This window comes from Sanguibacter massiliensis (assembly GCF_900240335.1).
GTDB lineage: Bacteria > Actinomycetota > Actinomycetes > Actinomycetales > Cellulomonadaceae > Flavimobilis > Flavimobilis massiliensis.
The window spans coordinates 2015803-2041629 of the sequence record NZ_LT964979.1 but is presented as its reverse complement, the minus strand read 5'-3'; the positions used below and the strand labels follow the sequence as shown (position 1 = coordinate 2041629).

At 71.9% G+C, this 25827-nt stretch carries 24 protein-coding genes; 10 read left to right on the top strand and 14 right to left on the bottom strand.

The annotated features are described in order from the left end of the window. Nucleotides 1–138: 138 nt before the first annotated feature. Both C1729_RS09520 and C1729_RS09515 read left to right on the top strand, forming a co-directional pair. Nucleotides 139–1413, top strand: a complete 1275-nt coding sequence (locus C1729_RS09520) for a hemolysin family protein (protein ID WP_102509731.1) — start codon at nt 139–141, stop codon at nt 1411–1413. A 185-nt stretch (nt 1414–1598) separates the two neighbouring features. Then, nucleotides 1599–2600, top strand: coding sequence for a type IV toxin-antitoxin system AbiEi family antitoxin domain-containing protein (locus tag C1729_RS09515; protein ID WP_129590719.1), 1002 nt, complete (start codon nt 1599–1601; stop codon nt 2598–2600). 13 nt (nt 2601–2613) lie between these two features. Here C1729_RS09515 and rlmC read toward each other — a convergent pair whose 3' ends face one another. The 5 genes from rlmC to C1729_RS09490 form a co-directional block, all read right to left on the bottom strand. Beyond that, a complete protein-coding gene (rlmC, locus tag C1729_RS09510) occupies nt 2614–3792 on the bottom strand; it encodes a 23S rRNA (uracil(747)-C(5))-methyltransferase RlmC (RefSeq protein ID WP_102510621.1) in 1179 nt (392 codons plus the stop codon). A gap of 108 nt (nt 3793–3900) precedes the next feature. Continuing rightward, entirely contained in the window at nt 3901–4344 is a 444-nt protein-coding gene (locus C1729_RS15290; RefSeq protein ID WP_102509729.1) for a cation transporter, read from the bottom strand. Nucleotides 4345–4421: 77 nt separating this feature from the next. Further along, the gene (locus tag C1729_RS09500) at nt 4422–5909 is read right to left on the bottom strand and encodes an SDR family NAD(P)-dependent oxidoreductase (protein ID WP_242493777.1); all 1488 of its coding nucleotides are present in this window, start codon (nt 5907–5909) and stop codon (nt 4422–4424) included. Nucleotides 5910–5985: 76 nt separating this feature from the next. Next, nucleotides 5986–6246 carry a hypothetical protein gene (locus C1729_RS15050; protein WP_102509728.1) on the bottom strand — a complete coding sequence of 87 codons (261 nt, stop codon included), beginning with the start codon at nt 6244–6246 and terminating at the stop codon, nt 5986–5988. A gap of 20 nt (nt 6247–6266) precedes the next feature. Further along, nucleotides 6267–6575 (bottom strand): hypothetical protein, encoded by a 309-nt coding sequence (locus C1729_RS09490; protein ID WP_102509727.1) that lies wholly within the window; start codon nt 6573–6575, stop codon nt 6267–6269. A 222-nt stretch (nt 6576–6797) separates the two neighbouring features. Between C1729_RS09490 and C1729_RS09485 the strand changes: the two genes are divergently transcribed. Continuing rightward, a complete protein-coding gene (locus C1729_RS09485; protein WP_242493887.1) occupies nt 6798–7583 on the top strand; it encodes an ABC transporter ATP-binding protein in 786 nt (261 codons plus the stop codon). Next, complete coding sequence (locus C1729_RS09480; protein WP_102509725.1) at nt 7565–9109, top strand: hypothetical protein; 1545 nt, start codon at nt 7565–7567, stop codon at nt 9107–9109. Before C1729_RS09485 ends, C1729_RS09480 begins: the two co-directional genes overlap by 19 nt. A 39-nt stretch (nt 9110–9148) precedes the next feature. On the opposite strand, the gene C1729_RS09475 is transcribed toward C1729_RS09480, so the two are convergent. Further along, the gene (locus C1729_RS09475) at nt 9149–10006 is read right to left on the bottom strand and encodes a sugar phosphate isomerase/epimerase family protein (RefSeq protein WP_102509724.1); all 858 of its coding nucleotides are present in this window, start codon (nt 10004–10006) and stop codon (nt 9149–9151) included. 104 nt (nt 10007–10110) lie between these two features. Here C1729_RS09475 and C1729_RS09470 point away from each other — a divergent pair, with 104 nt between their 5' ends. Next, a complete protein-coding gene (locus C1729_RS09470; RefSeq protein WP_102509723.1) occupies nt 10111–11010 on the top strand; it encodes a formate/nitrite transporter family protein in 900 nt (299 codons plus the stop codon). On the opposite strand, the gene C1729_RS09465 is transcribed toward C1729_RS09470, so the two are convergent. Then, nucleotides 10990–12045 carry a hypothetical protein gene (locus C1729_RS09465; protein WP_129590718.1) on the bottom strand — a complete coding sequence of 352 codons (1056 nt, stop codon included), beginning with the start codon at nt 12043–12045 and terminating at the stop codon, nt 10990–10992. The two genes, C1729_RS09470 and C1729_RS09465, sit on opposite strands and share 21 nt — an antisense overlap. Nucleotides 12046–12202: 157 nt before the next feature. On the opposite strand from C1729_RS09465, the gene C1729_RS09460 reads away from it, so the two are divergent. Beyond that, complete coding sequence (locus tag C1729_RS09460; protein WP_102509721.1) at nt 12203–12910, top strand: Type 1 glutamine amidotransferase-like domain-containing protein; 708 nt, start codon at nt 12203–12205, stop codon at nt 12908–12910. A 7-nt stretch (nt 12911–12917) separates the two neighbouring features. On the opposite strand, the gene C1729_RS09455 is transcribed toward C1729_RS09460, so the two are convergent. From C1729_RS09455 to C1729_RS09440, 4 genes are all read right to left on the bottom strand, one after another. Further along, nucleotides 12918–13715, bottom strand: a complete 798-nt coding sequence (locus tag C1729_RS09455; RefSeq protein ID WP_207204595.1) for a DUF2510 domain-containing protein — start codon at nt 13713–13715, stop codon at nt 12918–12920. A gap of 142 nt (nt 13716–13857) precedes the next feature. Beyond that, nucleotides 13858–16245 (bottom strand): 5-methyltetrahydropteroyltriglutamate--homocysteine S-methyltransferase, encoded by a 2388-nt coding sequence (gene metE / locus C1729_RS09450; protein WP_102509719.1) that lies wholly within the window; start codon nt 16243–16245, stop codon nt 13858–13860. 22 nt (nt 16246–16267) lie between these two features. Next, nucleotides 16268–17269, bottom strand: a complete 1002-nt coding sequence (locus tag C1729_RS09445) for a methylenetetrahydrofolate reductase (RefSeq protein WP_102509718.1) — start codon at nt 17267–17269, stop codon at nt 16268–16270. A 196-nt stretch (nt 17270–17465) separates the two neighbouring features. Then, complete coding sequence (locus tag C1729_RS09440) at nt 17466–18008, bottom strand: PH domain-containing protein (RefSeq protein ID WP_102509717.1); 543 nt, start codon at nt 18006–18008, stop codon at nt 17466–17468. 138 nt (nt 18009–18146) lie between these two features. Between C1729_RS09440 and C1729_RS09435 the strand changes: the two genes are divergently transcribed. The 3 genes from C1729_RS09435 (at nt 18147) to C1729_RS09420 (ending at nt 21450) form a co-directional block, all read left to right on the top strand. After that, nucleotides 18147–19304 (top strand): ROK family protein, encoded by a 1158-nt coding sequence (locus tag C1729_RS09435; protein WP_102509716.1) that lies wholly within the window; start codon nt 18147–18149, stop codon nt 19302–19304. A gap of 95 nt (nt 19305–19399) precedes the next feature. Then, the gene (gene nagB, locus C1729_RS09430; RefSeq protein WP_102509715.1) at nt 19400–20182 is read left to right on the top strand and encodes a glucosamine-6-phosphate deaminase; all 783 of its coding nucleotides are present in this window, start codon (nt 19400–19402) and stop codon (nt 20180–20182) included. Between the two features lie 440 nt (nt 20183–20622). After that, nucleotides 20623–21450: an AAC(3) family N-acetyltransferase gene (locus C1729_RS09420; RefSeq protein WP_102509713.1), complete on the top strand. Its 828-nt coding sequence runs from the start codon at nt 20623–20625 to the stop codon at nt 21448–21450. Between the two features lie 37 nt (nt 21451–21487). Here C1729_RS09420 and C1729_RS09415 read toward each other — a convergent pair whose 3' ends face one another. Next, a complete protein-coding gene (locus C1729_RS09415) occupies nt 21488–22096 on the bottom strand; it encodes a thymidine kinase (RefSeq protein ID WP_102509712.1) in 609 nt (202 codons plus the stop codon). 133 nt (nt 22097–22229) lie between these two features. Here C1729_RS09415 and C1729_RS09410 point away from each other — a divergent pair, with 133 nt between their 5' ends. Further along, nucleotides 22230–23762, top strand: coding sequence for an APC family permease (locus C1729_RS09410; protein ID WP_102509711.1), 1533 nt, complete (start codon nt 22230–22232; stop codon nt 23760–23762). A 271-nt stretch (nt 23763–24033) separates the two neighbouring features. On the opposite strand, the gene C1729_RS09405 is transcribed toward C1729_RS09410, so the two are convergent. Both C1729_RS09405 and C1729_RS09400 read right to left on the bottom strand, forming a co-directional pair. Then, nucleotides 24034–24747 (bottom strand): ABC transporter ATP-binding protein, encoded by a 714-nt coding sequence (locus tag C1729_RS09405; protein ID WP_102509710.1) that lies wholly within the window; start codon nt 24745–24747, stop codon nt 24034–24036. After that, nucleotides 24744–25808 (bottom strand): ABC transporter permease, encoded by a 1065-nt coding sequence (locus C1729_RS09400; protein WP_102509709.1) that lies wholly within the window; start codon nt 25806–25808, stop codon nt 24744–24746. The genes C1729_RS09405 and C1729_RS09400 overlap by 4 nt, the downstream gene beginning before the upstream one ends. Nucleotides 25809–25827: the final 19 nt, after the last annotated feature.

Here is a 25827-nt window from a genome sequence, read left to right as displayed (position 1 = left end):
GCGGGACGCAGCAGCCGGTCCACGTCACACGGGTTCGCCTTGACGATGCCCGCGCCCACATCTTCTACTGACATGCATGGATGATGCTGGTAGTAGTACCCCGGGCCCCCTCTCCTCGATGACCGGGAGGGCGGCCTGATGGATCAGGACACGGTGCTCAACGTCCTGCTGGTCATCGCCTTCGTCCTCGTCGGCGGCGTATTCGCCGCGACCGAGCTGGCGCTCGTCTCGCTCCGCGAGGGGCAGATCGACAAGATGGAGAAGGAGGGCGGCCGGGCCGCCCTCACCGCGCGACTCGCGCGCGACCCCAACCGGTTCCTCGCGGCCGTGCAGATCGGCGTGACCGTCGCTGGGTTCCTCTCGGCGGCGTACGGCGCCTCGACACTCGCTCCCGACTTCGCGCCGCTGCTCGTCGACCTCGGGCTCTCGCAGACCTCGGCCGCGACGACGGCGCTCATCGTCCTGACGCTCGTCATCGCCTACCTGTCGCTCGTGCTCGGCGAGCTCGTGCCCAAGCGTCTCGCGATGCAGCACACCGAGAAGCTCTCGCGTGCCGTCGGCCCACCGCTCGACGTCTTCGCGCGGCTCATGCGCCCCGTCGTCTGGCTGCTCTCGAAGTCGACGAACGGAGTCGTGCGCCTGCTCGGTGGCGACCCGAACGCGTCGGGCGACGAGATGAGCGAGGAGGAACTGCGGGGCATCGTCACGGGTCACGAGGGGCTCGCCCCGGACGAGAAGCGGATCCTCGGGGACGTGCTCGACGCGGGCGCGAGGTCGCTCGCCGAGGTCATGCGGCCGCGCACCGAGGTCGAGTTCATGAGCGCCGACCTCACCGTGGCGGCGGCCCTCGACGTCGTCGCGGACGCGCCGTATTCCCGCTACCCCGTCATTGGGGAGAACTTCGACGACATCCTCGGGTTCCTCCACGTGCGAGACCTGCTGCGCGCCGAACGCGACGTGTGCGTGCGCGATCTCACGCGCGACATCCTGCTGCTGCCCAGCACCAACCGGCTGCTGCCGTCGATGTCGCAGATGCGTCGGGACGGCGTGCACATCGCGGTCGTCGTGGACGAGTACGGCGGCACCGACGGCATCGTCACGCTCGAGGACCTCGTCGAGGAGCTCGTCGGCGACATCCGGGACGAGTACGACGCGGACGAGCCCGCGCACGTCCGTGCGGACGACGGCGTCGTCCGGCTCGACGCGGGCGTGACGATCGAGGAGTTCGCGGAGGAGACGGGTGTCGTCCTGGCTGACGGCCCCTACGAGACGGCGGCGGGGTTCGTCGTCGACCGTCTGGGCCGCCTGGCGGAGGAGGGCGACGAGGTCGAGGTCGACGGTGCGAAGCTCCGCGTCGCGGAGGTCGACAACCGCCGCATCAGAACCCTCGAGGTCACCCTCCCGTCCCCGTAGATCGCGAGATAGCGCGTCTCCTCCGAGATTGCGCTCAACGCACGCTATCTCGACCGAGACGCGCTATCTCGCGGGAGTTGGGGGTGGGGTCGTGTGGCTGACCACAGCCGCAGGACCGGCGTGCGGAGGCACAGGGTTCGCGGGGAGCGGTGCGGGAGGCGTGAATCTCGGGCACGGTCGGGGGCATGCTGACGACGCCCCGGACCGAGTCTCGGTCAACCCGCTCACCGCTCGCACCACCCTCCCTCCCGGCGGTCCACTACGCCGCGGACCATGCCGAGAGTTCTGTCCGCGCCTCGGTGCGCGACGGCGGCTGGGCTCGCCTGGCTCCAGGGGTCTATGTCGATGCCGAGATCGCGTCGGACACGTCCGCTGCGGGGGCGACTGCCGTCGCTCTCGCGCGCCTCAGAGCCGTCGCGGAGAGGATGCCCGAGGGCAAAGTCGTCTCGCATGCGTCCGCCGCACTGCTCCACGGTCTCCCCGTGTGGCACGTTCCATGCCAGACGCACGTGACGCAGCAGGTCGGCGCGCATGTCCGACGGCCCGACGACGTGGTCCGGCACATCGTCGACGTGGGCGACGACGAACGGACGACGGTTCTGGGCCTGCCAGTGACGAGTCTCCTGCGCACCGTCGTCGACTGTCTCCGCACGCTCGATCCGCTCGACGGCCTCGTCGTCGCGGATGCCGCGCTGCGCGCGGGGATCGGTGACGAGGAGCTCCGTGCCGCCGCCATGGCGTGCGTCGGCCAACGAGGCGTGCGCCGGGCGAGGGAGCTTGTCAGAGTTGCCGACGCGGGTGCCGAGTCACCCGGGGAGTCCGTGACGCGCTGCCACGTGCTCGCGGCAGGCCTGCCCGCTCCCCAGACGCAGGTGGGGGTGAGGACAACGATCGGAGACTTCTGGACGGATCTCGGATGGCCCGAGCTCGGGGTTCTCGCGGAGTACGACGGAGAGGGCAAGTACGGCGCTGCTGCGAACGAGGTCTTCTTCCGCCAGAAGCGGCGCGACGATGCCATTGCGGAGACCGGGCAGAGGCTCGTGCACGTCACCCGTCCCGATCTCCGGTCACCTGAGCAGCTGGTGGCGCGGATCCGCAGCAAGCTCCCCGAAGGGCTCCCGGTCTACCCCCGCCCCTACCTCAAGCCGCTTCGCACCCCGCGAGATAGCGCTCGCCGGACGAGATAGCGCGTGACGCACGCTATCTCGATCGAGGAGCGCTATCTCGCGAGAGAAGGGTGGCGACCTCGTAGTGGGGGGTCTGGGGGAACATGTCGAGGAGGACCACCTCGCGCACCGTGAGGGAGGGCATCGCGCGCAGGTCGCTCGCGAGGGTTCTCGCGTTGCAGCTCGAGTAGACGACGTTCGGCACCCCGGAGCTCTCCAGCCAGCCCGCCAGCTCATTGCCGATCCCACGTCGGGGAGGGTTGACGATCACCAGGTCCGGGACCTCGTCCGGGGCCGCGGACAGCGCGAACGCCGTCGCATCGCCCGCGACGAACCGCGCTGGAATGCCCTGGGACGTCGCCGTGAGCGTCGCCGACACGATCGCCTCCTCGCTCACCTCGACGCCGACGACGTCGGGCACGGAGCCGTCGGGCTGCGGGCCCAGCGCCCGCGCCGCAGCGAGCGCGAAACCCCCGACGCCGCAGTACAGGTCCCACACCGACCGCGGCCGAACGTCCGCGACCCACGCGGCGCCACGCGCGTACAGCGCCGCCGCGACCTGCGTGTTCGTCTGGAAGAACGACTGCGGCCGCAGGTGCAGCCCGAGCCCGCCGACGCGCATGAGCAGCGACGACTCCTCCGTGAGGACGATCTCGCGCGGCCCCTCGAGCACCGCCTTGTGCTCGGGCTGCACGTTGAGCGACACGACGCGCAGGCCCGGCAGGGCGTCGAGCAGCCACGGCAGATGCTTGCGGACGCGCGCCTCGGGCTCCGTCGAACGGACGACGAACCGCACCATGATCTCGTCGTCCGCCGACAGGGTGACGAGGACGTGCTTGAGCTCGCCACGTCGCGCAGGAACGTCGTACGGCTCGAGCCGAGCCCGCGTGACGAACGCGGCGAGCACGGGTAGCGCCGCCGCGAGCGGCGCCTCGTGCAGCCCGCACCGCTGCAGGTCGACGCCCCGCCCGGAGGCGTCGAGGATCCCGAGCGTCGGTGCGTCGACCGTCCCGCCGACGACCATCTTCGCCTTGTTGCGGAAGCCCGCGGGCGGCGACGCGACCGGGTCGAGCCACACGGCGTCCGCCGCGGACGGCACGTCCGCGAACAGGCGACGGACGTGCGCAACCTTCGCCGCGAGCTGGTCCGCGGACGGCTCGCCGAGGTGCGTGCACGACCTGCACACGCCCGCGTCGAAGTAGTCGCAGCGCAGCACGTCCGGTGCGAGGGAGATGGTCACGACAACCTCAGGTCCGGTGACGACGCCGCGGCTGCCGCCACCCGGGGTGACGGCAGCCGCGGCGTCATGAGCAGGGAGCGGTCAGTTCCCGCAGCCGCAGCCACCGCAGCCGCAACCGCCCGATGACGCAGCGGGTGCGTCGGCCGCCGCGAGGGTCGCCGCGTCGACGTCCTCCCGCGGCGTGATCGAGATGCCGACAGGGCCGACGGCCGTCGCGGAGCCAGAACCGATGTGGCTCGTGCCCGCGTACACCTCCGAGCGCGTGTCGGCGAGCTGCGAGAACTCCTCGGCGGAGCCGTGCGTGGAGATGCCAGTGATCTCGTAGCCGGCCTCGTCGATCGCGGCGCGCAGCGCGTCCTCCTCGAGGACGTCGTCGGAGACGACGGTGACCTCGGAGGCCTCGCCGACGTTGAGGTCGACCGAGACGTTCTTGACGCCGCTGACGGCCTCGAGCTCCTTGGTGACGGCGGACACGCAGTGGCCGCAGGTCATGCCGGTGACGTCGAGGGTGGTGATGGTAGGCATGTGATCTCCAACGTTCGGGTTCGACGCGTGCATTCCCATTCTCGCACCGAGGGACGGTGCAGGACGGGCGAGATGCGTCACCAGGGGTAGGGCTTGTAGTCCTTGAGGAAGACACCGAAGACGTCCTCGCCGGCCTCGCCGCGGACGATCGGGTCGTAGACGCGGGCGGCGCCGTCGACGAGGTCGAGCGGCGCGTGGAAACCCTCTTCGTGGAGGCGCGCCTTCGTCGTGTGCGGGCGCTCGTCCGTGATCCAGCCCGTGTCGACGCTCGTCATGAGGATCTGGTCGGTCTCGAACATCTCGCGCGAGCTCGTGCGCGTGAGCATGTTGACGGAGGCCTTCGCCATGTTCGTGTGCGGGTGGCCGGGGCCCTTGTAGCCGCGGTTGAACTGTCCCTCCATCGCGGAGACGTTGACGACGTACGTGCGGCGGGCCGGCGACGCGGCGAGCGACGCGCGCAGGCGTGAGACGAGGATGAACGGCGCGGTCTCGTTGCACAGCTGGACCTCGAGCATCTCGAGGGGGTCGACCTGATCCACCTTGTCGACCCACGAGTTCTGCGAGACGAGGTCCGGCACGAGGCCGCCCGCGTCGATCGCCGTGCCGGTCGCGACGCGGTCGAGGGACGCGGAGCCTGCGGTGAGCGCGAGCTTCGTGAGGAGGCCGGGCGCGGTGACGGACTCCTCGACGTGCGTCGACACAGGCATGCCGTGGTCGCGGCCGCCCGCCCGCACGGAGGCCTCGAGGGCCGCGGGGTGCGCGTCGACCGACCGGCCGTACGTCGTCACGGGCGGCAGGTACGGCAGCTCGGGCAGCGGCGCGGACTCGGCCGCGGCGAGCGGCGCATACGCGCCGGGCGACCGCCGGACAGTCTGGGCCGCGTTGTTGATGAGGATGTCGAGCGGGCCCTCGGCCGCGACGTCGTCGGCGAGCGCGATGACCTGCGCCGGGTCGCGCAGGTCGATGCCGACGACCTTGAGGTTGTGGATCCAGTCCGCCGCGTCCTCCATCTGCGCGTAACGGCGGACGGCGTCGTTGGGGAAGCGCGTCGTGATCGTCAGCTGCGCACCGTCGCGCAGGAGGCGCAGCGCGATGTACATGCCGATCTTCGCGCGGCCGCCCGTGAGCAGGGCCCGACGCCCGGTGAGGTTGGTGCGCGCGTCCCGCTTGGCGCGGTTCTCCGCGGCGCAGCGCGGGCACAGCTGGTGGTAGAAGACGTCGATGTCTTGGTAGGGCTCCTTGCACACGTAGCAGCCCTGCGGCTTCGAGAGCCGCCCCGCGAACGGGCCTGTCGCCGTGCCGGGACGGATGTCGACGCCCTCGGTCTCGTCGTCGATGCGCGTCGGGGCGCCCGTCGCGGTCGCCTCGATGACGGCGCGGTCGGCGTCCTGGATCGCCGCCTTGGCCTCGTCACGTCGCTGCTTCTTCACGGTCTTGTAGAGCTTGGCCGTGGCGCGCTGCAGCGCGACCTTGTCAGGGTGCTCGGGAGGCAGCGCATTCGCGGCCTCGAGGATCTCGAGGGCGCGCGCGAGCTCGTCAGGGTTCAGCTGGGGGGTGTCGGACACGTGCTCAAGTATCCCAGAGCGCGCAATGACGCCGGACACAGTGGTGGCGCGCTGGCGACGAGCGCCGCCATGCCTGTCAGGCGTCGGTCCCAGGATCCTGCGTCGCAGCGTCCTGACGGCGTTCGACGAGCAGGGTCGCCGTCCCGATGAGCACTCCGAGCACGGCGCCGGCCGCGACGATGATCCCGATCTGCACGTACCAGGCGCGGTCGCCTGCGAGCACGGCCGCGACGGTCGCGAGGACGGCGCCGAGGAGCAGGCCACCGGCGATGCGGCGAGTGCGGCTCTGGCGAGCGTACTGTCCGCGCTCCAGGCCGAGGTAGGCACGCACATTCATGGGGATGGCTCCTTGGTCGCTCACGCCGCGGGCCGCGACGTCGCGTCGTCGCGGCGCGCGAGGGCGCCCGAGACGACTCCGACGAGGGCGGCGGTGGTCATGCTCGCGAGCAATGGCAGCGTCGATCCGTCGCCGAGGCCCAGGAGGCTCGTGCCGCTCGCGACGACGCAGACGAGCATGACGGCCGAGAGGAACTTGCTGCGCCGCGGATCGGCGTCGTCGCCGCGACCGTGCCCATGGCGAGCGCGCACGGCCCAGTGGCCGAAGAAGACGGCCATGGCAGCGCATGCGGCGTGAAGGATCCAGGCGACGGCGTCGAGGTCAGGCATGGGGCTCCGGTCGTCGGCGGCGTGGGTGGGCGGGCTGTGCTCGACGAGCGTCTCAACGGGACACGTCCATGAGGGGCGGCCATCGGTGCGGTACCAGAGTAGTTCGGACGACCGTGATCTTCCACGACCGCGGTTGCGTGGTCGACCTGCGTCGCACGCCCGTCGACTCTGGTCGGATCTCGAATGTCGGTCGTCCCCGGTAGCGTCGTCCGCGACGACGGCATGCGGCCGTCGCCGGGAGGGGAGCAGCACATGGGCGTCGCGCTCGGGCTCGAGGGCCTGCGCAAGACCTTCGGTGAGAAGGTCGCGGTCGAGAGGGTCGACCTCGCTGTCCCGGCGGGCTCGTTCTTCGGTCTCGTTGGCCCCAACGGGGCTGGCAAGACGACGACGCTCTCGATAGCGACGGGCCTGCTGCGACCCGACGCAGGACGGGTGACGGTCCGAGGAACGGACCTCTGGGCCGACCCGGTCAGGGCGAAGTCCCTGCTCGGGGTCCTGCCCGACGGCGTGCGGCTGTTCGACCGCCTCACCGGGCTGCAGCTCGTCGTCCACGCCGGCATGCTCCACCGCCTGCCGCGCGCGACGGCGCGCGAGCGCGCCGAGGCGCTCCTGCGCGCCCTCGACCTCGAGGCCGACGCCAACACGTTCGTCGCCGACTACTCCGCGGGCATGACGAAGAAGATCGCGCTCGCGTGCGCGCTCGTCCACGCTCCGCGGCTCCTCGTGCTCGACGAGCCCTTCGAGGCCGTCGATCCCGTCTCCGCCGCGTCGATCCGCGCGATCCTTGCCGACTACGTCGGCACGGGCGGCACCGTCGTCGTCTCCTCTCACGTCATGGACCTCGTCGAGCGCATGTGCGACCACGTCGCCGTGCTCGCCGCTGGCCGCGTCCTCGCGGCCGGCACCGTCGACGAGGTGCGCGGCGGCGCGAGCCTCGAGGACCGCTTCGTCGAGCTCGTCGGCGGACGCCGCTCGGGGGAGGGGCTCGAGTGGTTGCACAGCTCCTGAGCCTGCGCTGGCAGGTGTACCTCGGCACGCTGCGGCGCAGCGTGTGGCAGACGATCGGCGCCGTGGTCGCGATGCTCTACGCGCTGAGCCTCGGCGGCCTCCTCGCTGTCTCGGGTCTCGTTGGGGGCCTGCGCAGCGACCTCTCGGCCGAGGTCGTCGTCGGCGGTGCGATCCTCGTCCTCGTCTGGACCGTCGGACCGCTCGTCGCGTTCGGGCTCGACGACACCTTCGACCCCCGGCGCCTCGCGCCGTTCCCGCTCTCGCGCCGTGACCTCATGGTCGGCACCTCGGTCGCGACGCTCCTCGGCCCCGGCGGGATCTTCACCGTCGTCGCCGCGCTCGGCCTCGTCCTCGCGTGGGTGACCGAGCCGGCTGCGCTGCTCGCCGCGCTCGTCGGCGTCCCGCTCGGCCTCGTGACCGCCGTGCTCGGCGGGCGCGCGACGACGACGGCAGCACGGCCCCTCGTCGACGGCCGTCGAGGGCGGGATCTCGCCGTCGTCGTCGCAGTCCTTCTCGTGAGCGTCGTCACGCCCGCGATCCTCCTCGTCGACTCGATCTCGATCACGCCCGAGACGGTCGCCGGCATCGCGGCCTGGGCGTCGTGGACGCCGTTCGGCGCGGCCTTCGCGCTGCCCGCCGACGTCGCCGCGGGCGCGTGGGCCGCGCTCGCGGGCCACCTCGTCATCGCGCTCGCGACCCCCGCACTCCTCGTCCTGTGGTGGCGGCGGTCGCTCACGACCCAGCTCACCCGACCGGCCCACGCCTCCGCGGGGCACGGCAAAGGCCTCGGCGTCCTCGGTCGCGTCCCCGACTCGCCCCTCGGCGCGGTGCTCGCGCGCTGCCTCACGTACTGGGTCCGTGACCCCCGCTACGCGACGTCGCTCATCTCCGTTCCCGTCCTCGTCGTCATCGTCGCGTTCCTCGCGGGCAACGGCCCATGGCTGCTCGTCGCCGGCCCCCTCGTCGCGTGGACGTGCGGCTGGGCGATCTCCGTCGACATCGCCCTCGACTCGACGGCCTTCTGGACGCACGTCGCCGCACCGATGCGCTGGGCCGACGACCGGTGGGGACGCGTCGTCGCCATCGGCGTGCCGGGTGCGCTCCTCACCCTCGTCACGACCCTGTGGACCCTCGGTCGCGCCGACCGGTGGGACATGGCGCCTGCCGTCCTCGGCGTCGGGGCGTCGACGCTCCTCGCGTCGCTCGGTCTTGCGTCGCTCGTCTCGGCACTCGTCGTCTTCCCCGTCAACCAGCCCGGCGACAACCCGTTCGGTGCGAAGCAGGGTGGCTCGATGGGCATGATGCTCTCGCAGATGCTCGGCACACTCGCGCTCGCAGTCGTCCTCGCGCCCGCCGCGGTGCTCGCAGTCTTCGCGATCGTCCGCGGATCCGCGGCGCTTGGGTGGGCGGCGGCCGTCGTCGGGATTGCGCTCGGAGTCGTCGTGCTGCTTGTCGGCGTGCGCCTCGGCGCCCGACGGCTCGACGCACGCGCGCCGGAGCTGCTCACGCGGCTCGCGTCGTTCTGAGGTCGGTCGTGCCGCGCCGGGCGTCGTGGCCAGCCGGCCTCACACCCAGGGCGACTCCGGCCGGTGGTGCTCCGGCGCGGGCGAGTACTCCGCGTGCGCGTCGACCGCGAGGTACGTCCTCGCGAAGTGCAACGACTGCGCGATGTCGGCGCGACGTTCCGTCGCGTCCCGCGCCTTGCGCGTGCCGATCTCGACGACGACGTCACCCGCGAAGCCGCTGCGCGCCAAACCCTCGAGGAGCTCGCGGACGGGCTGCGTCCCGCGGCCCGGCACGAGGTGCTCGTCGAACCCGGAGTCGGTGCCGTCCGTGAGATGCACGTGTGCCAGACGCGGACCGAAGAGTGCCGCGAGGTCGACGCACGACTGCCGCGACGTCGCCGCGTGCGACACGTCGAGCGTCACACGGTCGTAGTCGTGCTCCGTCGGGTCCCAACCCGGCAGGTAACCCATGAACTCACGCTTCCGGCCCCGCCACGGGTACATGTTCTCGACCGCGATGGTGAGCCCCGAGTCCTCCGACAGGGCGCGCACCTGCTCTGCGAAGTGCCGCGAGTAGCCACGCTGCCACGCGAACGGCGGGTGCACGACGACCGTCGACGCACCGAGCGTGAGGGCCATGTCGACGGTCTTCGCGAGCTTGTGCCCGGGCTTCGTGCCCCACACCTGCTGGGAGACGATGAGCGTCGGTGCGTGCACCGAACGGATCGGCACGCCCGTCTCCTGTGCCAGGCGCGCGAGGGCGAGGTCGTCGCGGGAGATCTTGTCGTTCCACACCATGACCTCGACGCCGTCGTACCCGAGCTCGGCCGCGAGCTCGAAGGCGAGCGGGGCCTTGCGGGGGTAGACGCTCGCCGTCGAGAGCGTCACGTGCGGTCGTGCCGATGTCTCACCAGCCATGACATCCACACTAGTCCGCGTCGTGACGCGCGCCACCGCCACGCGGCACTCGCCCCGCCAAGTGGGCCCATGACTTTACGGTGTGCTCCAGGGAGACTAGGGGCATGGCCGAAGCACCCGAGAAGCTCTTCCCCGGCAAGACCTTCGTCTCGACAGTCCTCGAGGCCGCCGACACGAAGGCCGAGATGTCGCGCTCGATCACGCAGGTGTACCTCATGCGTGCTGCGATGGCCGGCATCCTCATCGGCATCTTTTACCTCGCGAACTACACGATCATCGCCGGCTTCGTCGCGGTCGATCCTGAACTGCGCACGATCGGCAAGCTCGTCGGCGCCGTCGTCTTCGGGTTTGCCCTCGCTTTCATCTACTTCACGCGCTCCGAACTGCTCACCTCGAACATGATGATCGCGACGATCGCCGTCTACCACCGCCGCATGCGCGTACGCCGTGCGAGCGCGCTCCTCGCCCTCTGCCTCCTCGGCAACGCCCTCGGCGGGCTGCTCATCGCGCTGCTCGTCGCCGGGTCGTCGATGATCGACGGCGCGACCGGCGAGCTCGTCACGCAGGCCGTCGAGCACAAGCTCGACTACGTGACCTCAGGGTCGAGCGGGATGCTCGACCTCTTCGTCCGCGCGATCCTCTGCAACCTCCTCATCAACCTCGCGATGCTGCTCGTCTACAACGGGCTCGTCAAGGCCGACGGCGTCAAGGTCCTCGCGATGAACGTCGCCGTCATGCTCTTCGCCTTCCTCGGCTACGAGCACTCCGTCGCCAACACGGTCCTCTTCACCATCCAGGGCTTCCACGGCGGCATCGACATCTGGCTCGCCCTCGCGAACGTCGGCATCGCGCTCGTCGGCAACTTCGTCGGCGGAGGCCTGCTCATCGGCTGGTACTACGCGTACGCGAACGACCCGGAGCGCACGCAGCGTGCGCTCCTGCGCGAGGCGCGGCTCGTCACGCGTGAAGCGGCACGCGCGGGGTCAGGCACCGAGGGACGATGACGCGCTGACGTCGTCCGCCGCAGGCTCGTCGGCGGGGGCCGACGCGTCGTCCTGCGGGGCCGGCGGCTCCGGGACGGGCGTTCCGCCCGGCTGCGGAAGCTCCGTCGTCGGGGCGTCGGTGGGCACGTCGGTCGGCGTCGCGGGCGGCACGGGCGTCGCAGGGTCCGTCGGCTCGTCGGTCGGGGTGGGCGACGGCGTCACAGTGGGCGCGTCCGTCGTGGGCTCCTCCGTGGGCGTTGTCGGCGCGTCCGTCGTCGGTTCGTCCGACGGTGTCGTCGTGGGCTTCTCCGTCGGGGTGACGGGGCGCGCCTTCTCACGGACGCGCGAGATCGTCGTGCCGGATCCCTCGACGCCGCGCAGCGCCTTCGACAGCGGGCGGCCGAGCCCGAGCTCGACGACCGTGAGCGTGAGGATGATGACGACGAACGTCGTCACCGCGACGAGCGCGAACGTGCGGCGCGGGCTGCGCCGCGTCGGCGCCATGAGGTCGCGGCCGACGCGTTCGTCGACCGGAGATGTGGCCGGTGGCGGGACCGACGGACCGGTCGACTCCTCGGTGACGCGCGCGACGACGGGCGTCTCCCGCGTGACGATCGCGACCTCGGGAGCAGCAGCGACTGGGATGGCGTCCGTCGTCACGGTCGGTTCGAGCAAGCCGGTCGGGGTCTCCTCGCGGAGCGGCGGCACGTCGGCCGGACCTGCGGGGACCGGATCGAGGACCGCGGTGTCCTCCGCGGACGTCGCGGTCCGCAGGTAGCGAGGCGCAAGCTGCGTGACGACGACCTGCGTCCGCACAAGCGAGCGCGTGTACGCGTAGTTCGCGAACGCCGTGAGGATCGCGGCGACGACCGCGCCGACAATCGTCCCGGCGACCCCCAGATACGACAGCGCGATGGTCGACGTCACGGCCGTGAGCGCGCTCGCGGCGATCGTCACGAGCGACGGTCGCGTCGGCATGGGCGGCTGCGGGCGCGAATGCTCCGCCGACGGAGGGTTCTCCGACGGCGTGCGCGGGGCTGCGGGGCGCGGGCTCATCACCTTCAACCCTAGTGAGCGGCCGTGGACCTCGCGTGAAGAGGACGGGACCACGCCGTGGGGCCTGGCGAGCTCGGACGTGGCGTCCGCCACGTCCCGCGGCGGGCGGCGTGCGAAAGAGATTGCGGGACGGGCGCCCGTACGGTGGGGTGGGACGATGACGACGCACGTGCTCGCCCTCGGTGGCGGCGGCTTCTCGATGTCCGACGGCTACGCGGCGACCGCGCTCGACCGCTACGCGCTCGGCCTGGCCGGCGTCGACCGGCCCACCGTCTGCTTCGCGCCGACGGCGAGCGGCGACGCCACCTTGTACATCGAGCGCTTCGAGGCCGCGTACGCGCCGCTCGACTGCGAGACGCGCGTGCTGCGGCTCGTCGCCGACGGCGCACAGTCCGTCGCACGCACGCTCGACGGAGTCGACGTTCTCATGGTCGGCGGCGGCAACACCGTCAACCTCGTGGCGCTGTGGGACATCCACGGCGTGACGCGCGAGCTGAGGCGCCTCGCCGCCGGGCGCGACCTCGTGCTCGCGGGCCTGTCCGCCGGCGCGAACTGCTGGTTCGAGGGCTGCACGACCGACTCGTTCGGGCCCGAGGTCGTGCCGTGGCGCGGTGGGACGGGGTTCGTCGCGGGCAGTTTCTGCCCGCACGCCGACGGCGAGGGCCGCGTCGACGACTACGCGGCCGCTGTCGCGTCCGGCGTGCTTCCCGCAGGATGGGCGGCTGACGACGGCGCCGCGGTGCACGTCGTCGACGGCGTCGTGCGCGCGCACCTGGCCGAGCGCCCGGGGGCGCGGACCTACCGCGTCGAGGCCGACGGGAGGGGCGGGGCGAGCGTCGTCGCGCAGGACATGACGCAGTTCTGAGCGCCGCTCAGCCCTTCGCGCGCGCCGGCAGGCCCTCGACCGCGGAAACCTTCCAGCCGAGGAACACCTTCTCGAGCGTGAGGGTGAGCCGGACGGTCGTCCCGCCGAGTTTCGCGTCGGGCCGCTCCGCGTCCTCGACCTCCGCGAACGTGTAGTCGACGACGGCAGTCGGCGAGTCCTCCGTCGGCTTCGTCACCCACTCCCAGCGCTTGCGGTCGAGCGCGGGCGTGAGGTCGCAGCCACGCAGCTCGCGCCAGCGCGCGACCGTGTCGGAGGCGGGGTCGACGAGCTGCCTGTCCGTCGTCGGGCACGCGTTCCCCGTGCCGAGGCCGCGCGGCGCGCTGAGCACCGCGGTCGCCCGCTCCGTGGGCGTGACGCGCTCGAGCTGTGGGTACCGCTCGATGAGCATCTCCCACCCCGCGACGCCGAGCGACCACAGGAGGAAGACCACGACGAGGGCCCCGAAGAACTTCAACGCGCCGCGCCGACGGTCGCGGGCGTCGTCCTCGATCGTCGAGCCGTCGCCACGGACGTGCGCGACCTTGCCACCCGAGCGTGCGAGCTCCGTCCACGCGGTGCCGTCCCACCAGCGTTCGCGGCCGTCGGGGTGCGGGTACCAGCCGGCCGGACCGACGAGCACGTCGCCGCCACCGCCGGGGGCGGTGACGGTCCCGCGAGGAACGGCACCGGCGCCCGACGGGCGCGGGGCGCCCCCGGAACCGGCGGGGGCCTGGCCGTCGGGCTTGGCGGACGGGACTGAGCCGTCGGGCGTGGAACCGGGCAGGGGCGGCGGCTGAGCGGTCACGCCTGCGAGCGTACCGAAACCCCGACTCGTAGGTCTCCAGCACCATCGAACAGTGCTGGAGACCCACCAGACGGGGGGGGGGGGGGGGGGGCGGGTGGTGGGCCTTATACACATATGACGCTGGNAGGTGGGTCGGGTGGGGTCAGGCCGGGGTGGAGGCGGCGAGCGACGCTCGCGCCGTGAGGGTCGCCGACACGAGGTTCCTCAGCGACGCCTCCGTCTCCGCGTAGCCGCGGGTCTTGAGACCGCAGTCCGGGTTGACCCACAGCAGGCTCGGGTCGACGGACCCGAGCGCAAGCCCGAGCAGCTCCGAGATCTCCTCCGCCGACGGCACGCGCGGGGAGTGGATGTCCCACACGCCCGGCCCGACGCCCCGCGAGAACCCGGCGGCCTCGAGCTCGTCGAGCACCTCCATGCGGGAGCGCGCCGCCTCGATCGACGTGACGTCCGCGTCGAGGGCGTCGATCGCGCCGATGACCTCGCCGAACTCGGAGTAGCACAGGTGCGTGTGCACCTGCGTCGACGGTGTCGCCCCGGCCGTCGCGAGGCGGAACGAGCCGACGGACCACGCGAGGTAGTCGGCGTGCGCCTCGCGGCGCAGCGGCAGGAGCTCGCGCAGCGCGGGCTCGTCGACCTGGACGACCGCGATCCCGGCCGCCTCGAGGTCCGCGACCTCGTCGCGCAGCGCGAGCCCGAGCTGGTCGGCGACCTCGGCCGCGGGCACGTCGTCACGCACGAACGACCACGCCATGATCGTCACGGGGCCCGTGAGCATGCCCTTGACGGGCTTGTCGGAGAGCGACTGCGCGTACGACGCCCAGCCGACCGTCATGGGCGCGGGCCGTGACACGTCGCCCCACAGGAGCGAGGGCCGCGTGCAGCGCGAGCCGTAGGACTGGACCCAGCCGTTCTCGGTTACCGCGAAGCCGTCGAGCAGCTCCGCGAAGTACTGGACCATGTCGTTGCGCTCGGCCTCGCCGTGAACGAGGACGTCGAGCCCGAGCTCCTCCTGGAGGCGCACGACGCGCTCGATCTCGGCGCGCATCGCGGCCTCGTACGCGTCGGTCGCGAGCTCACCCCGGGCGTGGGCGGCGCGCGCCTTGCGGATCTCGACGGTCTGCGGGAACGAGCCGATCGTCGTCGTGGGCAGCGCCGGAAGACGCAGGCGCTCGGCCTGGGCGGTACGTCGCGCGGCGACGTCGCCGCGCTTGCGGTCAGCGTCGGTGACAGCGGACGTCCGCGCGCGGACGTCGTCGACGCGCACGCCCGGTGCGACCGCCCGCGCAGCGAGGGCCGCGCTCGCGGCCTCGACCTCGGCGGCGACGGCGTCCCTGCCCGACGTGAGCGCGCGGCCGAGCGCCGCGACCTCGCCGACCTTCTCGTCGGCGAACGCGAGCCACGAGCGCAGCCCGTCGTCCAGCTGCGGCTCGTCGGCGAGAGTGTGCGGCACATGGAGGAGGGACGTCGACGTCGCGGCAGCCACCGCGCCGGAGATCTCGCGCAGCGCGTCGAGCCGGTCGAGCGCGCCCGCAAGGTCGGTGCGCCACACGTTGTGGCCGTCGACGACGCCGCCGACGAGCACCTTGGCGGCGAGCCCCGCGCGGACCTCGTCGGTGAGCCCGGAGGGCACGGATCCCTCGACGAGGTCGAGCGCGACTGCCTCGACGCCGCTCAGGGCGACCGCGGGGAGGGACTCACGCAGCTCGCCGTACGGTGCGGCGAGGAGGATCGCGGGACGCTGCGCTCCGACGGGTGCGGCGGTGAGCACGGCGTACGCGCGGGAGGCGGCCGCCGCGAGGGCGTCGGGCGCCGTGCGCAGCGTGTCGGTGACGAGCGCGGGCTCGTCGAGCTGCACCCACTGCGCGCCCGCGGCCGCGAGGCGCTCGAGCAGGGCGACGTAGACCGGGAGGAGGTCGTCGAGCCGGTCGAGCGGCTCGTAGCCGTCGGGCGCACCGTCCGCGGCCTTCGACAGCGCGAGGAAGGTGACGGGCCCGACGACGACGGGACGTGGGACGACCCCCGACGCGACGGACTCGGCGACCTCGGCGACGAGGCGGTCCGACGCGAGGCGGAACGCCGTCGCGGGGCCGATCTCGGGGACGAGGTAGTGGTAGTTCGTGTCGAACCACTTCGTCATCTCGAGCGGCGCGAGCGCGCCCGCGCCGCGGGCGATCGTCGAGTACCCGGCGAGGTCGAGCGTGCCGTCGGACGCGACGAGGTGCGCGAAGCGCTCGGGGACGGCGCCGACGGTGACGGCCGCGTCGAGGACCTGGTCGTAGAAGGAGAACGCCGCGGGGACCGCGGAGTCACCGGTGAGGCCGAGCGCGACGAGGCGGGCGCGGGTCGTCGCGCGCAGGTCCGCCGCGACGGCCTCGAGCTCCGCCGCGGTCGTCCGCCCGGCCCAGAAGGACTCGAGCGCACGCTTGAGCTCGCGGCGCGGCCCGATGCGGGGGTAGCCGAGGATCGTCGCGGTCGGAAATGCGGGAACCGTTCCGGCAGTGGGGACACGGGTGCCCTGGGAGATGGTCATGCTGGTGCTCCTGGAGGTGAGATCAGGGGCCGTCGACTCGTGCGACGTCCCTGAGGGGTTCACCGACCCGCGGCCCTCCGGCCAGGTCCGACGCGATCTGCGCGTCGCCGCCGAGGTGTACACCCTCGAGCAGGTCCAGTGCTGGTGCAGCGTTGTTGAAGGTGTAGACGTGCAGGCCAGGCGCCCCGGCGTCGAGCACGGCCCGCGCGAGGTCGATCGACGCGCGCATGCCGTGCGCGTGCCTCTCGTCCTCGGGCAGGGACTCGAGCTCGGCCGTGAGTCGCACCGGTGCGGGCACGCCCGTGAGCTCCGCGACCCGGTGGAGGCGGCGGGGCTCGGTCGTCGGCAGGATGCCGGCGAGGATGGGGATGGTGACGCCCGCGGTGCGGGCGCGCTCGACGAAGTCGACGTATGTCGATGCCTCGTAGAAGAGCTGGGTGATCGCGAACGTCGCGCCCGCCTCCTGCTTGACGAGCAGGCGCTCGACCTCCTGCGCGGGCGTCGTGCCCGCGGCGAGGTTGCCGCCGGGGAACGTCGCGACCGCGATCGTCAGGGGGCGGGTCGCGCCGCGGAGCGCGCTCGCTGGCGACTCGCCGCAGCGCACGGCCTCAACCTGCTGGAGGAGGCGGATGAGGTCCTCGGAGGAGTTGACGCCGCCCGGGCTCGGGGTCCAGTCGGGCTGCCCGACGGGCGGGTCGCCACGCAGCGCGAGGAACGAGCGGATGCCCGCGTCGAGGAATTCGCGGACGACCTCGGTGACGTGCTCGCGCGTCGCTGCGACGCACGTGAGATGTGCGATCGGCAGGACGGGAGTCTCGCGGGCGATCGTCTGGACGACCTGGCGCGTCGTCGCGCGGTCGGTCCCGGCGGCGCCGTAGGTGACGGAGACGAAGTCGGGGCGTGCGGCGAGGAGCGCGCGGGCGGTCGCCCAGAACTTCGGGGCCGCGTCGGGGTTGCGCGGGGGCATGAGCTCGAAGGAGACGGTCGGGCGCGCGGTCGCGCCGCCGGTGCCGGTGATGCTCATGGGTCAGCCTCCGCAGGGTCGGTCCATCGGACCTGGCGTGAGCACCCGTTCCCTCAGGAGGCTTCCTCTTGGGCGGGTTGCTGCGGCGTCGACGAGCCAGGACTCTCGGCCGCTCTGGATGGTGGTGCGAGCCTAGGGGTGCGCCGGACCCCCACCCAAGCCGTCCCGGATCGTGAGACGGCGGTCCGGCAGGCGGTCAGCGGCGGCGGCCGTTGCGCGGGTCCGTCGGCGGGAACTCGCCGTCGTCCGAGCCGTCGTCGGCCTTGAACAGCAGCTCGGAGAGCTGCTTCTTCACCTCGGCGACGCGCGGCACGTCGTAGAGGAGCACGCCCGCCTTCTCCGTCGCGTCCGAGACGACGATCGTCCCGCAGCCGAGCATCTGGTCGAGCAGGTCCCGCTCGTACGTGAAGTCGTTGATGCGGAACAGCGGGATGTCGCGGCCCGTCTTCGTGAGGATCCCTGAGCGCGTGATGAGACGACGCGTCGTGAACGTGTACGACGTCGTGCGCCACCGCAGGTAGGGCACGAGCGACCACACGACGATGACGACGAGCGCGACCACCCCGATCGCGAGCATGAGCCACGTCTTGGAGTCGTTGTCCGGCAGCAGCAGGAGGGCCGCGACGACGCCCGCCGCGGCGAGCAGCAGGACGAGGAACGGCACGAAGACCATCTTGACGTGCGGACGGGTCTGCAGGACGACGCGCTCGTCGTCACCCAGGCTGCGATCGATCGACATGGGGCGATCCTTGCAGATCGCCGGGCGGCGCGGCACCCCGTGCTCGCGTGGGCGGCGTGCGCCGCCCACGCGAGCCGTCGGACGTGAGGTCGACCGTGCTGGAGCCGACCTCGGCGCCGGTGAGGTGTACTGACTTTCATGGCAAGGACGACATCGTCACGAGACGCGCGGCAGGCGACCCCGCGCGTCGCTGCGCCGGCAGGAAAGATCCTGCCCTCAGACACCCGCCGGCACCACCGTGCCCTCGTCCTGCAGCATCTAGTCGACGACGGCCCCCAGTCGCGAGCCGACCTCGCCCGACTCACGAAGCTTGCGCGCGTCACGATCTCGGACGTCGTCTCAGGACTCATCGCCGACGATCTCGTCATCGAGCTCGGAGTCCGCCCCGGAACCCACCTGGGCAAGCCCGCGACGCTCGTCGGGATCAACCCGACCGGCGCCTACATCGCCTGCCTCGACCTCTCCGGCGACCACGACCTCCGCGGCTCCGTCGTCGACCTCGAGGGCACCGTCGTCGTCACCCACCAGGTCACCCTCGGCGACGACCGCGGCGACGATGCCGTCGACCGCACCGTCGAGTTCGCCCGCCGCCTCCTCCTCGACGCGCCCGGCAAGGTCCTCGGCCTCGGCGTCGGAGCCCCCGGCATCGTCACCGTCGACGGCGAGGTGCGCAACGCCCCCAACCTCCGCTGGGAGCGCCTCGCGCTCGGCCAGCACCTGCGCGATGCCCTTGGCGTCCCCGTCCACGTCGCGAACGACGCCGACAGCGCCGCCCTCGCCGAGGACACCTTCATCAAGGGCGGTGGTGCAGGCCTCCTCCTCGTCGAGATCGGACGAGGCGTCGGCGCCGGCATCCTCCTCGACGGCAACCTCCTCCGCGGCCCCTACGGCACCGCAGGCGAAATCGGCCACGTCACCGTCGTCCCCGACGGAGACCCCTGCACGTGCGGCCGCCACGGCTGCCTCGAGTCCCTCGTCGCCGCGCCACGCCTCCGCGCACGCGTCGCAGGCCTCTCCGAGGCGCAGTCCGCGAGCGAGCTCTCCTCAGCCGGGCGTCAGCTCGGCACCGTCCTCGCACCCGTCGTCCAGGCCCTCGGCCTCCGCGACGTCGTGCTCTCCGGCCCGCCCGAGCTCATCGACGGCCCGTTCCGCCAAGCGACCGAGTCCACGATCCTGGCCCTCACACGCCCCTTCGCGGACGAGCAGGTCACCGTTCGCATGTCCGCGCTGGGTCGCGACGGCGTCCTCCACGGCGCAGCCGCACTCGTCCTCGACGGAGAGCTCGGGCTCTCCTGACGGAACAGCAGTACCTGCACCAAGGGCTGACAGCAGCATCCACGGGTGCGTCCGGCGTGACGCCGGGCGCACCCACCCCTGAGAAAGGCACCCCCATGGAGATCCTGATCCTGCCGTCCGCCGACGTCGTCGGGAAGGTCGGGGCCGACATCTTCGAACGCACCGTCCGCGAGAACGCACACCCTGTGCTCGGCCTCGCGACCGGATCCTCGCCGCTCCCCGTCTACACCGAGCTCATCCGCCGCCACCGCGAGGAAGGCCTCTCCTTCGCCGCGGCCGAGGCATTCTGCCTCGACGAGTACATCGGCCTGCCCGTCGGGCACCCCGAGTCGTACCACCAGTTCATCCGGCGCGTGTTCACGAGCCACCTCGACATCGCCGACACCGCGGTCCACAGCCCCGACGGCGCCGCCGACGACATTCCAGCCGCCGGTCGCGCGTACGACGAGTCCATCAAGGCTGCCGGCGGCGTCGACGTGCAGATCCTCGGCATCGGTACCAACGGCCACCTCGCGTTCAACGAGCCCGGCTCGTCGCTCGCGTCGCGCACCCGGATCGTCACGCTCACCGAGCAGACCCGCTCCGACAACGCGCGCTTCTTCGACTCGATCGACGACGTGCCGCGATACGCCCTCACGCAGGGCCTCGGGACGGTCATGGAGGCACGTCACCTCCTCATCGTCGCGACCGGCGCCGGCAAGGCCGCCGCCGTCGCTGCGGCGGCCGAGGGCCCTGTCACCACGAGCTGCCCCGGTTCGATCGTCCAGATGCACCCGCACGTCACGCTGCTCGTCGACGAGGACGCCGCAGCCGACCTGGCGAACGCCGAGCATTACCGCTGCGTCTTCGCGACCAAGCCGGAGTGGCAGGCGCTGTGAGCCTTGTCATCGCCCTCGACGTGGGCGGCACCAACATCCGCGGGGAGCTTGTCGACCCCGCGGGAACGGTGCACGCCGCGTCGCACGAGCCCACCGCGGGCTCGGACGGGGATGCCACGCTCGACGCGATCGAACGCGCCTGCCGTGCGCTCCTCGTCGAGGCGGGCGAGCTCGGGCACGTCGTCATCCGTGAGGGTCGCGACGGTCCCCGAGATCGTCGTCGCCGAGCTCGGTCAGCGTGCCAGCGTGATCGGCCCCGCGCTCGCCACCTGGAAGCGCCTCTCGGACGACTGACGTCCTCCGTGCACGACGAGCCCGTGCGCGGCGCCCCGGGACCGCCGCCCTTCCGCGGCTGCGCCACGCGGAACCTTGAGCCCGCAGGACGCAGAGCCGCAGGACGGCAGTGGCGGACGCGGACGTCGGAATGGTAGTTGTTGGGGATGACGACGACGGACGGGCTGCCCCACGACCTCGTGACCACGGATGACGTCACCCGGACGCTGCGCGACCTCGGCATCGCCGGACGCGTCGTCATGGTCCACACCTCGATGCGACGCGTCGGGAACGTCGTCGGCGGCGAGGACGCGCTGCTCCGCGGGATCCTCGACGCCGCCGGGCCCACCGGCACCGTCGTCATGCCGACCCAGTCGTGGCAGCTGTGCGACCCCGCGTTCCTCCGCGACCCCGCCGTCGACCCGGCGGCCTACGCCCGCATCCGGGAACAGCTGCCCGCCTACGACCCCGCCCGTACCCCGACCCGCACCATGGGGGCCGTCGCCGAGCTCTTCCGCACCTGGCCGGGCGTGCTCCGCTCCGGGCACCCGCAGCGGTCCGTGGCCGCCCACGGCCCTCTGGCCGGCCGTGTCGTCGCCGTCCACGACCTCGACGACTCGGCGGGCGAACGCCCCCCCCTGCGCGCGCTCGAAGACCTCGACGCGCTCGTGTGCCTGCTCGGCGTCGGCTTCGAGAGCTGCACCGCCCTCCACCTCGCCGAGAACCGCACGGTGTGGCCCGGCCAGGAGTGGGTCGACCAGGGGGCGCCTATGACCGTCGACGGCGAACGGCGCTGGGTGACGTGGCGCGAGGTCCTCCCGGCCGACGAGGACTTTGCCGCGTGCGGCGCGGAGTTCCGCGACACCCACCCAGCGCTCGTGCGGGCAGGTCGGATCGGGGCGGCCGACGTCGTCGTCGTCCCCGTGCGCGACCTCGTGGAGTTCGCGACACGATGGTTCGTCGAGAACCGGGGTGGCCGGCCCGTCGGCGGGTGACGCCGCCTCCCCGTCAATGGGTGACGCCACCTCCCCGTCAGGGGAGGCGGCCACCCGACTCCGCGAGGTAGCACGCCGCGCACACGGCCTCGTACGTGACCTCCGCACCCCCGTCAATCGCGACCTGCGCACCGTCGAAGATCGCTCGACCGTCGATCCGACGCGTCGTGAAGATCGCCTTGCGGCCGCAGCGGCAGATCGTCTTGAGCTCCTCGAGCGAGTGCGAGATCTCGAGCAGGCGGCGCGACCCAGGGAACGCCTCCGTGCGGAAGTCCGTCCGGATGCCGTAGCAGATCACCGGGATGCCATCGAGGACCGCGATGCGCAGCAGATCGTCGACCTGCTGCGTCGTGAGGAACTGCGCCTCGTCGAGCAGCAGGCAGGACACGTCGCGGCCGCTCGCGAGCTGGACCGCCGAGCGGTGCTGCTGGAACAGCCCGTACGCGTCGTCGTCCGCGCCCACGAGATAGTCAACCTCACGCACGACGCCGAGACGCGAGTGGATCTGACGCCCCGCCTTCGTGTCGACCCCCGGCTTCGCGAGGAGGATCCGGTGCTCGCGCTCCTCGTAGTTGTGCGCGGCCTGGAGGAGCGACGTCGACTTGCCGGAGTTCATCGCTCCGTAGCGGAAGTACAGCTTGGCCATGGGGTTGATTCTCCCATCGGTGCACACCTGACCACAGCGCCCCTCCGCGTCCCGTTGCCCACGGATGTGCGCGCAGCCCTCGCGCTCGGGGCACGCGGCAGCAAAGATGGTTCCCACGCCCGGAGGAGGACGTATGCCCACCCATGACGCGCGACCCGCAGCACCGTCGTTCCTGCGCAGCCTCGGCAGGCGCAAGAGCGTCGAGCAAGCGATCGCCACGAGCCACGACGAGACGCGCTCCCTCAAGCGGAACCTCACCGCGTGGGACCTTGCCGTCCTCGGTGTCTCTGTCGCCGTCGGCGCTGGCATCTTCTCCGTCGGGGCCACCGCTGCCGCGCACCACGCCGGGCCCGCCGTCATCGTCTCGTTCGTCATCGCCGCCGTCGTGTGCGGGCTCGCGATCATGTGCTACGCCGAGTTCGCCTCGACCCTGCCGATCGCGGGCTCCGCCTACACGTTCTCGTACGCGACGTTCGGTGAGGGCGTCGCCTGGTTCATCGGCTGGGACCTCATCCTCGAGATGCTGCTCGCCGCCGCCGTCATCGCGAAGTTCTGGGGCGTCTACCTCGGGGACGCGTTCGGCCTGTTCGGCATCGGACTGCCGACCCGCGTCGACGTCGGTCCCCTGACGCTCGACTGGGCGCCCGTGCTCATCGTCGCCGTCTTCACGGCTCTGCTCGTCCTGGGCACCAAGCTCTCGACGCGCGTCAACTCCGTGCTGACGATCCTCAAGGTGGGGATCACCCTCTTCGTCATCGTCGCCGGCTTCTTCTACGTCAAGGCCGAGAACTACACGCCGTTCGTCCCGCCGTCGCAGTCCAAGGACGGGGCGTCCGGGCTTCACCAGCCGCTCGTCGCGTTCCTCACGGGGCAGGAGCCGTCGATGTACGGGGCGCTCGGCATCCTCTCGGGTGCAGCACTCGTCTTCTTTGCGTTCATCGGCTTCGACGTCGTCGCGACGACCGCCGAGGAAGCCCGCGATCCGCAACGCACGATCCCGCGCGGCGTCCTCGGCGGGCTCGCGCTCGTCACCGTCCTCTACGTGCTCGTCACCGTCGTCGTCACCGGCATGGTCCCCTACACAGAGCTCGCGGTGTCCGAGAGCCCCTCGCTCACGACGGCATTCGTGCTCGTCGGGGCGGGGTGGGCTGGGAAGGTCATCTCGCTCGGCATCCTCGTCGGCCTCACGAGCGTCGTCATGGTGCTCCTCCTCGGGCTCGCGCGCGTCGTCTTCGCGATGAGCCGCGACGGGCTGCTGCCACGCGGGCTGTCCGTCACGCACGCGCGTTTCCGCACGCCCGTCGCGCTGCAGGTCGGGCTGGGCGTCGTCGTCGCGGCGATCGCCGGCCTTGCGGACGTCGGGTTCCTTGAAGAGATGATCAACATCGGGACGCTCTCGGCGTTCATCCTCGTGTGCTTCGGGGTGCCGCTGCTCCGCCGGTCGCGACCGGACCTCGAGCGCGGCTTCAAGGTGCCGTGGTCGCCCGTTCTCCCGGTGCTAGCAGGTCTCGCGTGCATCTGGCTGACGACCAACCTCACGGTCCTCACGTGGCTCCGGTTCCTCGCGTGGATCGTCGTCGGGGCCGTCGTCTACCTCTCCTACTCGCGGCGACACTCGCTGCTGGCCGCGCCCGGAGGAGGGCACCCCGACGAAGCGGCCTCGTAGGTCGATAGCCGATCGGTGCGCGTCACACGCACGGATCGGCTATCGGGACTTTGCTCTTGGGCGGGTGGCCCGCTCGATAGCGGATCGGGACGCTGCATGTGTACTGATCGGCTATCGAGCGCCCCGGAACCGGACCCCGGAGCCGGGCCCCGGAACCGGGCCCCGGAACCAGGCCCCGGAACCAGGCCCCGGGGCCGAGCCCCGGAATCGAGCCCGCTCGATAGCGGATCGGGACACCTGTGGTGGTCCGATCGGCTATCGGCATGCAAGGTCAGGCGGTTGCCGCCGCGACCGGGAGGTTCGCGACCGGGAGATCCGCCGGGGACAGGACGCCGTCGCGCATCTCGTGGATCTCGTCGACCAGACCCAGCTGCGAATGGTCGTGCGTGACGAGCACCGTCGCCACGCCGCGCTCGTGCGCGAGCCGCACGACAAGATCCAGCACCGCCGCACCCCGCTCATGGTCGAGCGCGCTCGTCGGCTCGTCGACGAGCAGCACGTCCGGCGACCCCATGAGAGCCCGCGCGATGTTCACCCGCTGACGCTGACCGCCCGAGAGCTGGTGCGGCCGACGGCCCGCCTGATCGGCGAGCCCCACCGCGCCGAGCAGCTCGCGCGCACGCTCCCGCACCGACGCCGGCCGGCGACCGTCGAGCACCGCCATGACCTCGAGCTGCTCGAGCGCCGTGAGCGACGCGAGAAGGTTCGGCTGCTGGAAGACGATCCCCACGTGCGTGCGCCGCACCGCGGTCCGTGCCGCCTCGTCGAGCCCCGTGACGTCGAGGTCACCGATGCGGACCGTGCCCGCATCAGGCCGCACGAGCGTCGCCGCGACCGCGAGCATGCTCGACTTCCCCGAGCCCGACGGCCCGACGACCGCCGCAACCGTGCCGTCCGGCACCGTGAGCGAGACATCGTCGAGTGCCGTGACGCGCTCCGCGCCATCGGGGTAGGTGAGAGTGATGTGGTCGAGGACGAGGCTCATCGGGCACTTCCCAAAGCAGTGAGGGGGTCGACGGACGTCACGCGGCGCACCGCGAGACCTGCGCCCGCCAGACCCAGGACGACGAGTGCCACGAAGGGCACGAGGATGGTCGAAGGGCTCAGCACGAACGGCACGACGTTGGCGATCACCGCGCCCAGACCGACGACGAGGAGCATGCCGACGCCCGTCCCCGCAAGCAGAAGGACGAGCGCCTGACCGAGCGCATCCCGCAGGAGCAGGCGCGTCGACGCGCCAAGCGCGCGCAGCACCGCGACGTCACCCGCACGCTGCACCGTCCACACCGTGAAGAACGAGCCGACGACGAGCGCCGAGATCACGAGCAGGAAGGCCTGCATCATCTGCAGCGAGCCGTTCTCCGACGTGAAAGCACCGATCGTGCGGAGGGCACCCTTGACCGTCGTCGTCGACGTGCCGAGGCCGGCGTCGACGGCCGCGGTGTCGAGACCGTCGTCCGCGAGCGTCACCGCGAGGAACGTCGCAGCGACAGAGTCGGCACGGCCCTGGGCGGGCACGTCGGCCGGAACCGTCCAGACGACCGGCACGTGACTGAGGGACGCGTCACCCTCGACCGCAGCGACCGTGAGCTCGGCACCGCCGAGCGTCAGCGTGCCTCCGGCAGCGAGACCAAGATCCTCGGCCGCGCTCTCGGAGAGGACGACGCGACCGGGTGCGACACCCGGCGCGACTGCGGAGCCCTCCGGAGCGCCCATGACCGTGACCGACGCCCGACGTCCGCCCGTGGCGCGCGTCGTGGCGACCGTCACCGGCGTGACGCCCGCGACCCCGGGGACCGCGCGCCATGCGTCGACGGTCGCAGTGTCGAGCTCCGACGTCGTGAGCGACGCCTTCTCGCCTGGCTCGGGCGCCGCGAGGACGATCCGGTCCGCTGGCAGGTCCGCGATCGCGGACGTCGACTCCCGGGCAAGGCCGGCCGTGAGCCCCGAGACGAGCCCGACGAGCACCGTGACGAGCGCGACGACCGTCCCGACGAGACCGAAGCGGCCACGCGCAGCACGCAGGTCCCGCCATGCGACGTACATTTGTTCCTCCCCGTGCGGG